This is a genomic window from Conexibacter woesei DSM 14684 (genome assembly GCF_000025265.1).
GTDB lineage: Bacteria > Actinomycetota > Thermoleophilia > Solirubrobacterales > Solirubrobacteraceae > Conexibacter > Conexibacter woesei.
Map to the genome: position 1 here is coordinate 550,888 of NC_013739.1, position 13,444 is coordinate 564,331.

The following is a 13,444-nucleotide window of genomic DNA, read 5'->3' on the forward strand; positions in this document are numbered from 1 at the left end:
TCGTCACCAAGAAAGGCAATTCACCCAATGGAACAGTTGAGCGATCCTCCCGCCGACGGCAGCGTCCACCGCGTCGCCGTGGTCGGGCTCGGCAAGCTGGGGCAGCTGCACGTCGAGCGCCTCCTGCGCCGGCGCGACACGCAGCTCGTCGGCGCCGTCGACGCCGACCCGGCGAAGGCCGGGCGGCGGCTCGACGACGTGATCGGCCGCGAGACCGGGCTCGACCTGGAGGTGTCGGATTCGCTGGAGAGCATCCGTGACGCCGACATCGCGCTCGTGGCCACGACGTCGCGGCTGTCGGACGTGGCCCCCGTCCTGGAGCAGCTCGCGTCGCTCGGGCTGGACGCGATCACGATCTGCGAGGAGGCCGTCTATCCCTGGCGGCAGTTCCCCGCGATGAGCGAGCGGCTCGACGCGGTGGCACGCGAGAACGGCGTCTCGATCCTCGGGTGCGGCAGCAACCCGGGCTTCCTGATGGACGTGCTTCCGCTCGTCTGCACGCTCGGCCTCGAGCGTGTCGAGAAGGTGACGATCCACCGGTCCCTCGACATGCGTCCCCACCGGGCCGAGCGGCTGATGCGCTTCGGGCTCGGCTGCACGCTCGAGGAGTTCGGCGCGATCGACCCGGCCACGCTCGTGGGCCACGTCGGCTTCACGCAGTCGATGCACTGCCTCGCCGACGTCCTCGGCTGGGCGCTCGACGAGACCCATGAGGCCGGCGTGCGCCCGGCGGTGCTCGCGGCCGAGGAGCGACACGGCGCGTTCGTGACGGTCAGACCGGGAACAGTGGCGGTGATCGAGCACTGCGCATGGGCGCGGATCGGCGACGAGAAGGTGATCGACATCGCGATGTACTTCGGGTTCCACGACGCCGGCGACAAGGTCGGGCACGGCGACACGTACGAGATCACGGCGACCGACCAGTCGGTGTCGCTGCGCGTCGAGCCCTCGTGGGGCCCGTTCGCGACGACGCCGTCGACGGTCGTGAACCTGCTCCCCTCGGTGCGGTCCGGCGAGCCGGGGCTGCTGTCGGTGGTCGACTTCCCGGTCCGGCGCCTCGCGGCGCGGGGCGGCGACGTGATCGACAGGGGCCCGCTGCGCGCCGAGAACCACCTGGCCTCGCTCGCCGGGCAGGCGTGACGGCGCCGGTGGACGTGGCGCGGCTGGCCGCGCGGTTGGGGCTCGGGCTCGCCGAGGACGACGCCGCGCAGCTCGTGGACCTGCTCGGCGAGCTGCTGTCGCCCCTGCGGTACGACGCCACGCCCACCCCGCCCGTGCGCCGCACGACGGCCGCCGCGCCGGCAGGCGATCCGTACAACGCCGTCGTGCGCTGGTGCGAGGCGGCCCCGAGCGCGGACGGTGCGCTCAGCGGCGTGCGGCTCTCCGTCAAGGACTCCGTCTCGGTGGCGGGCGTCCCGCTGACATGTGGCTCGGCCCTTCTCCAAGGCTACGTGCCGGAGCGCGACAGCGCCGTCACGGAGCGCATCCTGCGCGCGGGCGGGACGATCGTCGCGATCACGAACATGGACGACCTCGCGGCCAGCGCCGACGGGTCGACGAGCGTCTACGGGCCGACGCTGAACCCGTTCGACCCGGCGCGCTTGGCCGGCGGGTCATCGGGCGGCGCCGCCGCGAGCCTCTTCCTCGGCGGCGTGGACGCCGCGATCGGGACCGACCAAGGCGGCTCGGCGCGGGTGCCGGCCTCGTGGTGCGGCGTCGTCGGCCTCAAGCCGACGCGCGGCCTGATCCCCTACGACGGCATCGTCGGGACCGATCGGCTGCTCGATCACGTCGGGATCCTCGGACGCGACCTCAGCACCGTGTCCCGCGTCCTCGCGGCGACGGCGGGACCGCGACCCGCGGCCGTGTCGACGCCCGTCGGTGACGTGCGGCTCGGCCTCCTGCGCGAGAGCCTGAGCCCCGGGCTCGGCGTCGAGCCCGCGGTCGTCGCGGCGATCGAGCAGCTCGTCGCACGGCTGCAGCAGGCCGGAGCACGGGTCGAGCACGTGTCCGTCCCCGTGCACCTGCAGACCGCCGAGGTCGAGGCGGCGCTGTCGGTCGAGGGCATGCGGGCGCTCCTGTCCGGTGGCGGCAACGCGCCCGGCTGGCAGTCCCGCTCCTGGCCCACGCTGGCGAGCGCCCTCGAAGCCGGCATCGGCGCGCGGGCGGCGCGGCTCTCCCCGCACGTGAAGACCGCGGCGCTGATGGGTGCCGTACTGGAGGAGCGCTTCCGCGGCGAGCACTACGCGCACGCCCGCCGCCGCTGCGCCGGGATCGCCGAGGACTACGACCGGGCGCTGCGCGACGTCGACGCCCTGCTCCTGCCGGCGACGCCGACGACCGCGCAGCCGCACTCGGCGGGCGGCTCGCTCGAGGACGTCGTCCTGCGCGGATGGGCTCCGATGGCGAACACCGCGCAGTTCAACGTCTCGGGGCACCCGGCGATCAGCCTCCCGCTGTGCGAGGTCGCCGGTCTGCCGCTCGGCGCGATGCTCGTCGGCAGGCGCGACGAGGACGAGCGGCTGCTCGCGATCGCGAGCTCCATCGAGCAGACGCTAGGCTGGAGTCCGGCGCCGCCCGACCACGGTCGCATGGAGGGACGCAATGCCTGATCTGCACAGCCGCGGTGGAATCCGCGTACGCGATCTGCTCGATACCGCGCATCTCAAGTTCGAGCTGATCGCCGGCGAGAGCGGACTCGACCGCGTCGTCGAGTGGACCCACGTGTCCGATCTGGAGGAGCCGTGGATCTGGCTCGACGGCGGTGAGCTGCTGCTCGTCAACGGGCTCGCGATCCCGCCCGACGCGAAAGGCCAGATGGCCTTCATCTCAGGCCTGGCCTCAAAACGCACCGCGGGTCTCGCGATCGGCGTCCGGGCACCGACCCTGAGGCGCGAGGCGATCGCGCTCGCCGACGAGCTCGACTTCCCGCTGCTGCGGATACCGAACTCGATCTCGTTCCTCTCGATCACCCGGCTCGTCGCCGACCACAACCAGGACCGCGCGCAGCGGCGGATGGCGACGCACATCCGGCTGTTCGACACGCTCGGCCGCGGATTCGAGCCGGCCAACATCCCGGGGCTCGTCGAGCGCTTGGAGAACATCAGCGGCTACCGCCTGTTCATCACCACGCCCCAGGGCCACCCGCTGCTCCCCGGCATAGGGGAGGAGCCGCCCGCGGCGGTCGTCGAGTCACTGGCGCTGTTCCGCGAGGATCCCGACCGCCGCAGCCGCTCGCTCCCCGGCTGGTGCATCGTCCCGATCCCGCTCGACGCCCGCACCGCCGGCTTCGTGCTCGCGCTCGAGCAGCCCGACCGCGAGCAGGCCGGGCTGGTCGCCGTACGCCACATCGCGACGATCGCGGCGCTGCTCGCGTCCAACCTCTACCGCGAGCGCGAGCTCGACCGGCGTCGCGGCGCCGAGCTGCTCGGGCGGCTGCTCGCCGGCTCGCTCCCGCTCGAGGAGGTCGGCGACCAGCTGCGGCAGCGGGGACTGGAGACCGGTCCGCTCGCGATGGTGAAGCTGCGCGGCGCGCACGAGGCGATCGACGAGGCCGACCACCGCGCCTGCGACCTGGGGATTCCCCACCTGCTGCTCAGCGAGGCGCACGACGCCTACCTCGTGATGGAGGACGCCCGCGAGACGCTCCTCGGCATCATCGGCGACCTCGACCTGGTGGGCGGGTCGAGCTCGTCGTTCGCGCCCGGCTCACCCTGGGTGCTCGCCCGCGCCGAGGCCGACCAGGCGCTCGAGCGCGCGCTCCGCAAGCCCCGCGCGGCCGGCTCGGTGCTCCAGTACTCCGCCGCGGACTCGCCGCTGGAGTGGCTCCCGAGTGACCCGGTCGTGCTGCGGGCGCTGAGCGACGAGGTGCTGCGGCCGCTGCGGGACTACGACCGTGAGCACAACGGCTCGCTGCTGGAGTCGCTGCGCGTCTACTTCGAGCAGGAGCGCCGCCTGAGCGTCGCCTCCGACGTGCTGTTCGTGCACAAGCACACGCTCGCCTACCGCCTCAAGCGGATCGAGGCGATCACCGGGCGCAATCTCAACGAGATGGACGACCTGTGCGTGCTCTACCTGGCGCTGAAGGCGTCCGAGGCATCCCCCCGGCGGGCGGCCGGCGAAGGGTCGCGCTCCGGCACCTGAGGTCGCGTGCCCATGGCCGCCGTCCGGTTTGGGACTGCCCACAATTGACCCTCACTCGCCGGCTCTCGACACTTGGCTGGTGATCACGGTGAATGACGAGAGACACCCCGCGCTCGGCGTCTGGACCGACGTCCGGCCTGAGCCTGGAGCGCGCGACGGGCAGCGCCGCTACGGCGAGCTGCTCGACGAGGCCCGCCTCGCGGACGCACTCGGGTTCCGCACGTTCTGCACGACCGAGCAGCACGGCGTGGACGACGGCTACCTGCCCGCGCAGCTGACGCTGATCGCCGGGCTCGGGACGGCCACGACGCGCATCCGCTTTTTGACGAACGCGCTGCTCGTGCTGCTGCACCAGCGGCGGCACGTCGTCGAGCAGGCGATCGTCGCGGACCTGATGACGGGCGGACGCCTCTCGCTCGGGGTCGCCGCCGGCGGCTACGCGCGCGAGTTCGAGCTGTTCGGCGTCGACATGAGCAGGCGCGGGAAGCTGATGGAGGAGGCGATCCCGCACCTCCGCATGGGGCTCTCCGAGGGCGTGCTGCCCGACGGCCCGGACGGGTCGACGGTGCCCGTGCTCCCGCGCCCGGCGCAGGACCGGGTCCCGATCTACCTCGGCGGCCACGCGCCGCCGGTGCTCGACCGGGCCGCGCGCCTGACCGACGGCGTCATCCCGGTCGACTTCTTCTCGCCCGACGAGGCGTTCCCCGAGCTCTGGCGGACGGGGCTGGAGCCGGCGATGACGCGGCACGGCCGCTCGCTGGAGGACTTCCGGCTCACCTTCTGCGTCCCGCTCTGGGCCGCCGAGGACCCCGAGCGCGAGTGGAACCTCTTCTACCGCAAGGCGCTGGAATACCAGTTCGGCAAGTACACCGAGTGGGCCGGCGACCCGGCGAAGGTCGGCGTCGACAACGACGCGGACACGGCGGCGTGGAGATGGCAGTCGATGCTGATCGACACGCCCGAGCGGATCGCCGAGCGGCTGCTGGCGATCCGCAAGCTGGCGCCGTTCCACGAGCTCGTCTTCTGGTACCGCATCCCCCACATCGGGCACGAGCGGGCGCTCGCGCACCTCGAGCTGGTGGCCAAGCGGGTCATGCCGCTGCTGTCCGCGGCGTCATGACCGACTCCGGCGGCGCAACGCCGCGCGTGGAGATGCGCGGCATCGTCAAGCGCTTCGGCCAGTTCGAGGCTCTGAGCGGCGTCGACCTCGCCCTGCGCGCCGGGGAGGTCCACGCGCTGCTCGGGGAGAACGGCGCCGGCAAGACGACGCTGATGAAGGTTCTCGGCGGGCTGCACGAGCCCGACGAAGGCGAGATCGTCGTCGCGGGGGAGCCGGTGAAGCTTCGCTCCGCCCGCCGCGCCGCGCAGTACGGGATCGGGATGGTGCATCAGCACTTCTGCCTCGTGAAGCGGTTCACGGTTGCCGCGAACCTGCAGATCGGCGCCGCGCGCGCGTCGCGGGTGTCCGACTCGGTCTCCAACGCGGTCGAGCTCGGCGAGCGCTACGGCATGAAGCTCGACCCGGCCGCGCGGATCGCGGACCTCTCCGTCGGCGAGCAGCAGGCCGTCGAGATCCTCCGCGCCCTCGGCCGCGGGGCGGAGATCCTGATCCTCGACGAGCCGACGGCGGTCCTCACGCCCCAGGAGTCCGAGCGGCTCTTCACGATGCTGCGGGAGTTCGCCGACGCCGGCAAGGCGGTCGTCCTGATCTCGCACAAGCTGCGCGAGGTGACCGGCCACGCCGACCGGGTCACGATCATGCGCCGCGGCGCCGTCGTCGCACGGAGGCTGGCAGGCGAGTGCGCGGAGCGCGAGCTGGCGCAGCTGATGATCGGCACGGGCATCGAGGACCTGCCGTTGCAGACGGGCTCTCCGTTCAAGGCCGGCTCCTCCGAGCCCCAGCTTGCCTGTGCGGGCCTGTCGGTGACGCATGCCGACGGCCGGCTCGCGCTGGACGATCTGTCGCTGCGGATCGGCTCCGGCGAGATCGTCGGGGTGGCCGGGGTCGCCGGCAACGGGCAGCGGGAGCTGGCCGAGGCGCTCACCGGGCTGCGGCCGGCGGCGGCCGGAACGATCCATGCCGGCGATCGCGACCTGTCCGGCGGCGGGCCGCTCGACTTCATCGGCGCCGGCGTCGGCCACGTGCCCGAGGACCGCAACCGCACCGCGGTCGCCCCGGGCGCCCCGATCTGGCGCAACGCGGTCCTGAAGCGCTACCGGACGAGACCGGTCGCCCGCGGGTGGCGGGTCGACAGCTCGGCCGCGCAGAAGTTCGCCGAGCAGCTCTGCGACGTCGCGCAGCTGTCGACGCGGGACGTGCACCGTCGGATCCGCAACCTCTCGGGCGGCAACGCGCAGCGGCTCGTGCTGCGACGGGAGATCGACTGCTCGTCGCGGGCCCTGATCGCCGCGTATCCGGCGCGCGGGCTCGACGTCGGCGCGGCGCACCAGGTGAAGAAGGCGATGCTCGAGGCGCGCGAGGCCGGCATCGGCATCCTGCTGATCTCCGAGGACCTCGACGAGATCCTCGAGCTCTCCGACCGGATAGTTGTGCTCTATGAGGGGAGAATCGTGAGCGAGTTCACACGCGAGAACGTGGATCGCGACCAGCTCGGTCTGAGCATGGGCGGAGCGGCCGTCAGATGACGCCCGCCACCTGGAAGGACCGCAAGCGCAAGGTCCGCGTCGACGGGCTGAACATGGCGCTGGTGGAGGCGGGAGCGGGCGAGGTGACCTTCGTCCTGCTCCACGGCAACCCGACGTCGTCGTTCCTCTGGCGCGAGGTGATCCCGCGCCTGGAGCCGCTCGGCCGCGTCGTGGCGCCGGACCTCGTCGGCATGGGCGACTCCGACAAGCTGCCCGACTCGGGGCCGGGCTCGTACACGCTCGTCGAGCACCGCCGGTATCTCGACGGCCTGCTCGACGCGGTCGTCCCGGACGGCGACGTCGTTCTCGTCATCCACGACTGGGGCTCGGCGCTCGGGTTCGACTGGGCGCGCCGGCACCCGGATCGCGTCGCCGGCATCGCGTACATGGAGGCGATCGTCCGGCCGCTCGCCTGGGACGAGTGGCCGCGCGGCGTCGAGACCTTCAGACGGATGCGCGGCGAGGAGGGCGAGCGCTGGATGCTCGACGACAACATGTTCGTCGAGCAGCGCCTCCCCGCCGCGGTGCTGCGCGACCTGACCGACGACGAGCTGCGCGAGTACCGCCGGCCGTTCGCCGAGCCGGGCGAGGGCCGGCGCCCGACGTTGACGTGGGGCCGCGAGATCCCGCTCGGCGGAGAGCCGGCGGACGTCGCCGAGATCGCCCAGCGATACGCCGACTGGCTGAGCGCCGCGCCGCTGCCCAAGCTCTTCGTCAACGCCGAGCCGGGCGGCATCTTGATCGGCACGCAGCGCGAGTTCTGCCGCACCTGGCCCAACCAGTCCGAGGTCACAGTTCCCGGGATCCACTACATCCAGGAGGACTCCGGCGCCGAGATCGGCGCGGCGATCGCGGACTGGTGGGAGCGCGTGCGCGCACAGCGCTCCGCGTAGCCGCGAACACGACCCACGATCGGGAGCATCAATGACGCAGATCACGTACGACACGGTCTACACGCACGGCCTTGCCGACTCCGAGGCGAGCGCGCGCTTCGAGCAGGCGCTCGCCGCGCTCCGCGGCGGCGGGCCGCTCGAGTGCCCGCACGTCGTCGACGGCGAGCGGCTCGCGGCCGGCACGCCGATCGCGCGCGAGGACCCGACCGACCCCTCGCGGGTCGTCGCGCTCACGTACGAGGGCGGGCGGGAGCTGGTCCGCAACGCCGTCGACGGCGCCCGGCAGGCGAGCGCCGCATGGCGCCGGACCCCGCTGGAGGAGCGCTGCGCGGTGATGGAGGAGGTGTCGCGGCGGTTCGTGGAGCGGCGCATCGAACTGGCCGCGCTGATGACGCACGAGGTCGGCAAGACGCGGGCCGACACGCTCACCGAGATCGACGAGTGCGGCGTGATCATCGACCTCTTCCTGCAGCAGCTGCGCGACAGCGACGGGTATCGCACCGGGATGAAGGCGCCGATGGCCGGTGCGGACGCGTACCTGCTGAAGCGGCCCTACGGGGTCTTCGGCGTGATCCCGCCGTTCAACTTCCCGCTGGCGATCGCGACCGCGATGGCCGGGGCGGCGCTGCTGACCGGCAACGCGGTCGTGTACAAGCCGTCCGCCCTGACGCCGGCGACCGGCCAGGCGTGGTTCGAGCTGTTCGACGGCCTGCTGCCGAGGGGAGTCCTGCAGCTCGTCCACGGCGACGCCGAGACCGGGCGGGCGCTCGGCGAGAGCGCGGTCGACGGCATCGCGTTCACCGGCTCCGCCGCGGTCGGGCTCGCGCTCGCCGAGCGGTTGTCAGAGCCTCCGCACGTGCGGCCGCTGATCGCGGAGATGGGCGGCAAGAACCCGGTCATCGTCACCGGGTCCGCCGGCAGCCTCGCCGCCGCGGCCCAGGCCACCGCTCGCGCCGCATACGGCATGACCGGTCAGAAGTGCGTGTCGTGTTCGCGCGCGATCGTGACCGCCGACGTCCACGACGAGTTCCTGGCGCACCTCACCGACTACGTCGCGACGCTCAAGGTCGGCGATCCGATCGATCCCGGCGTGATGGCCGGGCCGCTGGTCAAGCGCGCCTCGCACGAGCGCTTCGCCGACGTCATGAGCGAGGTGGCGCGAGACGGCGGGACCGTGGCCGTGGGCGGGTCGGCAAGCGACCCTGCCGCGGGCTACTTCGCGGACCTGACCGTCGTCGACGGCCTGCCGATCGGCCACCGCCTCACGCGCGACGAGCTGTTCCTGCCGGTGCTCACGGTCACGACCGTCGACGACTTCGACGCCGCGATCACCGAGGCCAACAACGTCATCTACGGCCTGTCGTCGGGCATCTACAGCGAGGATCCGGACGAGCAGCGCCGCTACCTCGACGAGATCGAGTCCGGCATCGTGTTCGTCAACAACCCGGGCGGGTCGACGACGGGCATCTGGCCGGGCAACCAGACGATGGCGGGTTGGAAGGCCACCGGCACGACCGGCAACGGCGGCTTCGGGCCGCTCTACCTGACCCAGTTCATGCGGGAGCAGAGTCGCACGACCTACCCCTCGATGCGCGACGCGGCGGGCTCGGGCCGATGAGCGATCTCCCCCGGGTCGCGATCGTGGGCGGCGGCGTGGCGGGGCTGAGCGCCGCCGTCGAGCTGCGCCGGCGCGGCTGCGAGACCACCATCCTCGAGCGCGACCTGCTGATCGGCCAGTCCTCCGGGCTGTCGACCGGCGTCTTCACGCGGATGTACTCCGATCCGCTCGACATCGAGCTGCGGGCGATCGGCTATCGCCGCATGGAGGAGCTGGAGCGCCAGGGCAGCGTCACGTTCAGCCGCATCGGCTACATGCGGCTGGGCCGCGATCAGGCGACGGTGGAGCGGTTCGCCGAGAGCATCCCGCTCCTGCACGAGCTGGGCGTCGCGGATGCGCGGGTGCTGAGCGCGGACGAGATCTCGTCCGTCGTTCCCAGCATGGAGACCGGCGACCTGCACGGAGCGCTGTACAGCCCGACCGACGGGTACCTGGACGGTCACGCGCTGTGCCAGGCGTACGCCGAGCAGGCGGCTGAGCTGGGCGTCCGCATCCTCCAGCGGTCCGGTCTGCGGGCGGCGGAGGGAGGCGGCGGCGCGCCCTACCGCCTGCTCACCGACAGAGCGGAGGTGGAGGCCGACGTCGTCGTCAACGCCGCCGGGGCGTGGGCCGACGAGGTCGGCGCGATGCTCGGCGCGCCCGTGCCGTCGGTGCCGATCCGCGAGCAGGTCTGCCTGGGGAAGTTCCCCGCGCCGCTCGGTCACGCGATGCCGTTCGTGATGGACTACGTCGTGGGCGATCCCGAGCCGGGGCTGTGGCTGCGCGACGAGGGCCACGGACAGTTCCTCGCGGGTCTGCATTCCAACGAGCCGCTGGAGCCGCCGGTCAGAGATCCGGACCGCTACGTGAAGACGGTCGACGACGAGTTCGTCATCGACGTCGCGTCGCGTCTGCTCGAGCGCTTCGCCTCGCTGCCCGAGCTCGGGCTGAGACAGGGATGGACGGGCCTGTACCCGACGAGCCCCGACGGCCAGGCGATCGTCGGGCTCCACCACGAGGCTCCGCAGGTCGTCGTCGCCGCGGGCCTCGGCGGCGTCGGCATCATGCTCGCGCCCGCGGTCGCGATGATGGTGGCCGAGCTGGCGGTGACCGGCGAGTGCACCACCGTGAGCGACGCCGGCCGGCTCTCACCCGGCCGTTTCGCGGAGGAGCCGGCGGCGTAGGTCGCGTCAGGTCACCGGGCTGAGGAGCGGCCGGCCCGTGAGCACGCGGGCCGCCTCCTGCGCGGCCTTGCGCTGCACGTCGCGCGCCGCCTCCTCGGTGTACCACGCGATGTGGGGTGTGAGCAGCGCGCCCGGCGACGAGCAGAGCGGGTGCGTCGCCGGGATCGGCTCGTCCTCGAACACGTCGAGGCCCGCGCCCCCGAGCGCACCGCGCTGCAGCTGACGTGCCAGCGCCGCTTCGTCGACGAGGCCGCCGCGCGAGACGTTCACGAGGATCGCGCCGGGCCGCATCGCCTCCAGCTCGGCGGCGCCGAGCAGGTGCCGGGTGCCGTCGGTGAGCGGCAGGTGGAGCGAGACGACGTCCGCCTGCGCGAGCAGGTCGGCGAGCGGGAGCAGCGGCCACGGCGCGTCGGTCACGACCGGGTCGCTCGCGACGACGCGGAGGCCGAGCGCCTCGAACCGCGCGGCGGTCGCCGTGCCGATCCGGCCCACGCCGACGACGCCGCACGTGAGCGCCGAGAGACGGCGGGTGCCGTGGACCGCCGCGGTCGGCCACTCCCCGCGGGCGGTCGCGTCGTGGACTGGGCGAAGGCGCCGCAGCAGCGCCAGAGCCAGGGCCAGCGCGTGGTTGGCGACCTCCTCGACGCTCGCGTCGAGGACGTTGGCCACCTGGATCCCTGCCGCCGCGGCGCTTGCGACGTCGACGTTGTCGACGCCGGCGCCGTACCGGACGATCGCCTTGCAGCGCGTCAGCGTCGCGATCAGGGCGCTGTCGATCGGAGCGACCGCGTTCACGAGCAGGACGTCGGCCTCCGGCGCGCGTTGCCGGAACTCGGCCGGGGAGCCGGCTTCGACGATCCGGGCGCCCGTCGGCGCGAGGACCTCGTGCTCGACCGAGAGGTCCTCGAACTTGTGGGGGGTCACCAGGACCATGGGGGATTCTGTGCTGTCCATCCGCCGACCGTGCCGCGCCTCGCCGCTGCCCGCAATGGTCGCGCGAGCCCAAACGACCGGGGCGCCTTGGGTCCTCGCAGCATCGCGAACGCGTTCCGGCGGCGATAGCTTCACCGCAATGCGACTTGCCACCTACGGTCCCCCCGGCATGCGGCGCGCGGCGCTGCGAGCCGACTCGTCCCTCGTCGACGCCGCGGCCGCGGCCGAGCGGGCGGGTGTTGCCGACGCCGCGCGCTGGCGCGACGCGATGCACGTGCTCGCAGCCGACCCGGCCGGCCGCGAACGCGTCGTGAGCGCGGCCCACGCCCTGCGCGACGAGGGCGCCGCACTGGCCGGCGACGTCTGCCTGGGACCCCCGGTCCCGCGGCCCGAGAAGATCCTCTGCATCGGCCACAACTACCGCGACCATGTCGCCGAGACGCAGCGGGCGGAGCCGACGGTCCCGGTGGTGTTCGCGAAGTTCCGCAACGGCCTGCGGGGCGCGCACGACGAGATCCCCCATCCGGGCGTCAGCGACGAGATCGACTACGAGGGCGAGCTTGCGCTCGTGATCGGGAGGAGCCTGAAGCGCGCAACGGCGCGCGACGCGATGGACGCCGTCGCCGGGTACATGGTCTTCAACGACCTGTCCGCGCGCGACCTCCAGCGCAGCGCCTCGCAGTGGACGGCCGGCAAGGCGCTGGACGGCTTCGCTCCGTGTGGGCCGGAGCTCGTGACCGCGGACGAGGTCTCCGACCCCGCGGCGCTGCAACTGACGACGATGGTGAACGGAGAGCGGATGCAGGACGCGTCGACGGCCGAGATGATCTTCGGCCTGGGGGAGATCCTCGAGTACCTGTCGAGCGTGATGACGCTCAGCCCGGGCGACATCGTCGCGACCGGCACCCCGAGCGGCGTCGGCATGGGCCAGGAGCCGAAGCGCTTCCTCGGACCCGGCGACGTGGTCGAGGTGTCGATCGACGGGCTCGGGGCCACCAGGAACCGCATCGGAGCGCGGCCGGAGCTGGCGCATGCCTAGGCGGCCGCCGCGGGCGGTGGCGGTGTTCGGCACCGGCCGCGCGGGCCAGCATGCGATCCGCATGCTGCTCGACGACGAGATGCTCGACCTGCGCGCGGTCGGGACCACCGATCCCGCGAAGGACGGTGTCGACGCGGGCGTGCTCGCGGGCGTCGGCGAGACCGGCCATACGGCCGTCCACGGGCTCAAGCCGCGCGACGTCGGCGGCGAGGTCGACGTGATCCTCCACTGCGGCGCGGCCTCGCGCGACGAGCTCGCCGACTTCTTCGGCGACGCTGCCGGAAGCGGCATCGACGTCGTGTCGGTCTCCGGGGGCTTCCACCCGCGGACGGCGTTCGGCGACGCGACGTGCGCGGAGCTGGCCGCGTCGGCCGTCGCCTCGGGAGCGCGGCTGACGGGCACCGGCGTCAACCCCGGGTTCCTGCTCGACGTGCTGCCATGGATCGTCTCCTCGCTGGTGCGGGCGCCCGCCAGCGTCCACGCGCGGCGCACGACCGACATGAAGCACTGGGGCAGCACGATGCGCGCGAAGATCGGGTTCGGCGACGGGCCGGCGACGCACGCCGTCAACGACCTGCTGTCGCTCGACGAGTCGCTCGCGCTGCTCGCCGAGAGCGTCGGCGTCGAGATCGCGGAGATGACGATCGACGTCGAGGACGTCGTCGCCGGGAGCGCCCGTGAGGTCCACGGCCGCCGGATCGAACGCGGCGAGCACTGCGGGTTCATCCAACGGGCGACCGCCACCGCGACCGGCGGGCGGCGCCTGACGCTGGAGTGGGTCGCGGTGCTGGGGCTGGCGGAGGAGGACGGGGTCGGCGACGGCACCGACGTCACCGTCACCGACGCGGCGGGGCGCATCGTGACCGCGCACGTGGCGGGGACGCACGATCGCGACGCGTATCCGGCCACGGTCGCGCGAGCCGCGCACGTCGCGACGCTGATCGCCGGCCTGCCGCCGGGGCTCTACGGAGCGAACCTGCAGCCCGCTGCCTGAGCCCGCGACGGGCGG

General features: G+C 73.0%; 11 protein-coding genes. 10 read left to right on the forward strand and 1 reads right to left on the reverse strand.

Annotated features, from left to right (window positions below; translation table 11 throughout):
- Positions 1 to 36 precede the first annotated feature (36 nt).
- The 8 genes from CWOE_RS33250 (at position 37) to CWOE_RS02685 (ending at position 10,463) form a co-directional block, all read left to right on the forward strand.
- Entirely contained in the window at positions 37 to 1,140 is a 1,104-nt protein-coding gene (locus CWOE_RS33250; protein ID WP_160165466.1) for an NAD(P)H-dependent amine dehydrogenase family protein, read from the forward strand.
- Positions 1,137 to 2,612: an amidase family protein gene (locus tag CWOE_RS02655; RefSeq protein ID WP_012932018.1), complete on the forward strand. Its 1,476-nt coding sequence runs from the start codon at positions 1,137 to 1,139 to the stop codon at positions 2,610 to 2,612. Before CWOE_RS33250 ends, CWOE_RS02655 begins: the two co-directional genes overlap by 4 nt.
- Positions 2,605 to 4,143 carry a PucR family transcriptional regulator gene (locus CWOE_RS02660; protein WP_012932019.1) on the forward strand — a complete coding sequence of 513 codons (1,539 nt, stop codon included), beginning with the start codon at positions 2,605 to 2,607 and terminating at the stop codon, positions 4,141 to 4,143. The genes CWOE_RS02655 and CWOE_RS02660 overlap by 8 nt, the downstream gene beginning before the upstream one ends.
- 79 nt (positions 4,144 to 4,222) lie before the next feature.
- A complete protein-coding gene (locus tag CWOE_RS30075; RefSeq protein ID WP_012932020.1) occupies positions 4,223 to 5,263 on the forward strand; it encodes an LLM class flavin-dependent oxidoreductase in 1,041 nt (346 codons plus the stop codon).
- Positions 5,260 to 6,789 (forward strand): ABC transporter ATP-binding protein, encoded by a 1,530-nt coding sequence (locus CWOE_RS02670; RefSeq protein ID WP_012932021.1) that lies wholly within the window; start codon positions 5,260 to 5,262, stop codon positions 6,787 to 6,789. The genes CWOE_RS30075 and CWOE_RS02670 overlap by 4 nt, the downstream gene beginning before the upstream one ends.
- Positions 6,786 to 7,682 carry a haloalkane dehalogenase gene (locus CWOE_RS02675; protein ID WP_012932022.1) on the forward strand — a complete coding sequence of 299 codons (897 nt, stop codon included), beginning with the start codon at positions 6,786 to 6,788 and terminating at the stop codon, positions 7,680 to 7,682. Before CWOE_RS02670 ends, CWOE_RS02675 begins: the two co-directional genes overlap by 4 nt.
- Positions 7,683 to 7,713: 31 nt before the next feature.
- The gene (locus CWOE_RS02680) at positions 7,714 to 9,300 is read left to right on the forward strand and encodes an aldehyde dehydrogenase family protein (protein ID WP_012932023.1); all 1,587 of its coding nucleotides are present in this window, start codon (positions 7,714 to 7,716) and stop codon (positions 9,298 to 9,300) included.
- A complete protein-coding gene (locus CWOE_RS02685) occupies positions 9,297 to 10,463 on the forward strand; it encodes an NAD(P)/FAD-dependent oxidoreductase (RefSeq protein WP_012932024.1) in 1,167 nt (388 codons plus the stop codon). The genes CWOE_RS02680 and CWOE_RS02685 overlap by 4 nt, the downstream gene beginning before the upstream one ends.
- 6 nt (positions 10,464 to 10,469) lie before the next feature.
- On the opposite strand, the gene CWOE_RS02690 is transcribed toward CWOE_RS02685, so the two are convergent.
- On the reverse strand, positions 10,470 to 11,396 hold the full coding sequence (locus tag CWOE_RS02690; protein ID WP_012932025.1) for a C-terminal binding protein: 927 nt from the start codon (positions 11,394 to 11,396) through the stop codon (positions 10,470 to 10,472).
- 139 nt (positions 11,397 to 11,535) lie between these two features.
- On the opposite strand from CWOE_RS02690, the gene CWOE_RS02695 reads away from it, so the two are divergent.
- Positions 11,536 to 12,435 (forward strand): fumarylacetoacetate hydrolase family protein, encoded by a 900-nt coding sequence (locus CWOE_RS02695; RefSeq protein WP_012932026.1) that lies wholly within the window; start codon positions 11,536 to 11,538, stop codon positions 12,433 to 12,435.
- Positions 12,428 to 13,429: a hypothetical protein gene (locus CWOE_RS02700; RefSeq protein ID WP_012932027.1), complete on the forward strand. Its 1,002-nt coding sequence runs from the start codon at positions 12,428 to 12,430 to the stop codon at positions 13,427 to 13,429. Before CWOE_RS02695 ends, CWOE_RS02700 begins: the two co-directional genes overlap by 8 nt.
- The last annotated feature ends 15 nt before the right edge of the window (positions 13,430 to 13,444 follow it).

What these genes read in the sequence shown, in the direction of transcription:
- CWOE_RS02675 (WP_012932022.1), top strand. Translation starts at nt 6,786, where the DNA reads ATGACGCCCGCCACCTGGAAGGACCGCAAGCGCAAGGTCCGCGTCGAC.
- CWOE_RS02685 (WP_012932024.1), top strand. Translation starts at nt 9,297, where the DNA reads ATGAGCGATCTCCCCCGGGTCGCGATCGTGGGCGGCGGCGTGGCGGGG.
- CWOE_RS02680 (WP_012932023.1), top strand. Translation starts at nt 7,714, where the DNA reads ATGACGCAGATCACGTACGACACGGTCTACACGCACGGCCTTGCCGAC.
- CWOE_RS02670 (WP_012932021.1), top strand. Translation starts at nt 5,260, where the DNA reads ATGACCGACTCCGGCGGCGCAACGCCGCGCGTGGAGATGCGCGGCATC.
- CWOE_RS02690 (WP_012932025.1), bottom strand. Translation starts at nt 11,396, where the DNA reads ATGGTCCTGGTGACCCCCCACAAGTTCGAGGACCTCTCGGTCGAGCAC.
- CWOE_RS02700 (WP_012932027.1), top strand. Translation starts at nt 12,428, where the DNA reads ATGCCTAGGCGGCCGCCGCGGGCGGTGGCGGTGTTCGGCACCGGCCGC.
- CWOE_RS02660 (WP_012932019.1), top strand. Translation starts at nt 2,605, where the DNA reads ATGCCTGATCTGCACAGCCGCGGTGGAATCCGCGTACGCGATCTGCTC.
- CWOE_RS02695 (WP_012932026.1), top strand. Translation starts at nt 11,536, where the DNA reads ATGCGACTTGCCACCTACGGTCCCCCCGGCATGCGGCGCGCGGCGCTG.